The organism is Candidatus Accumulibacter vicinus (genome assembly GCF_000584955.1).
GTDB classification, from domain to species: Bacteria; Pseudomonadota; Gammaproteobacteria; order Burkholderiales; family Rhodocyclaceae; genus Accumulibacter; species Accumulibacter vicinus.
Genome location: NZ_JDSS02000004.1, coordinates 10,539 through 11,182, shown reverse-complemented (window position 1 = coordinate 11,182; position 644 = coordinate 10,539). Strand labels below are relative to the sequence as shown.

At 68.5% G+C, this 644-nt stretch carries 1 protein-coding gene and 1 pseudogene; both read right to left on the bottom strand.

All coding sequences use genetic code 11. From position 1 onward, the window contains the following. The coding region (locus tag CAPSK01_RS21270) for a hypothetical protein (RefSeq protein ID WP_273702785.1) at window positions 1–438 on the bottom strand (438 nt) is incomplete at its 3' end. Next, a pseudogene (locus tag CAPSK01_RS21265) lies at window positions 435–644 on the bottom strand (hypothetical protein); the annotation flags it as partial. The gene CAPSK01_RS21270 and the pseudogene CAPSK01_RS21265, both read right to left, overlap by 4 nt.

Genomic DNA, 644 nt, shown 5'->3' with positions numbered 1-644 from the left:
CCCGAGCGCCGCCAGGTAAGCCAGCAGGTGTTGATGATCTTTCGCCTCGGCAAGACCCTTCACCAGTCGCCTGCGGTGATCCGGTTCAATCTGCAGCAGGGCGGTGTCGGGAGTCGCGACGCTTTCGAAAGCGTCGAGCAGCGCGGGCCAGGGGGTATTGAGCTGCCCGATGGCGCTGTTGATGGCGATGATCTCCAGCTCGGAGAGGACCAGCGACACGCGCGCTGGCGGCGTTTGCAACGCCACCTGTTGCCGCGCCAGCGCGAGTGCGGCATTCGCGGCCTCGACCTGCCGATCGAGTCGCAGCCATTGCCAGGTGATCGCCATGCCGGCAAAAAAGGTCAGCAGCGCGAGCGCGACCAGAAGCAGCCGGGCGCGCGCCGCGACCGGCAGACGCCACAGCGACGGCACGACGAAATCGACCTGGAGTCGCTTCATCGCAGCCCGCCGGCCAGCGCCAGTTGCTCGGCCACTGGCCGCTCGCCCGGCGATCCCTTCGGGCCAGGCAGAGGGAGGGTCCGCGAAGCGATCCCGGCCACCGTCGACGCGGCTGGCAGCCACTGGGCGCCGCCTGTCCATAACAGCGATTGTCCTGCTTGCATGCCGGCCGCGACCGCGTTGCGCAGACGCTCCTGTTCGAGCAG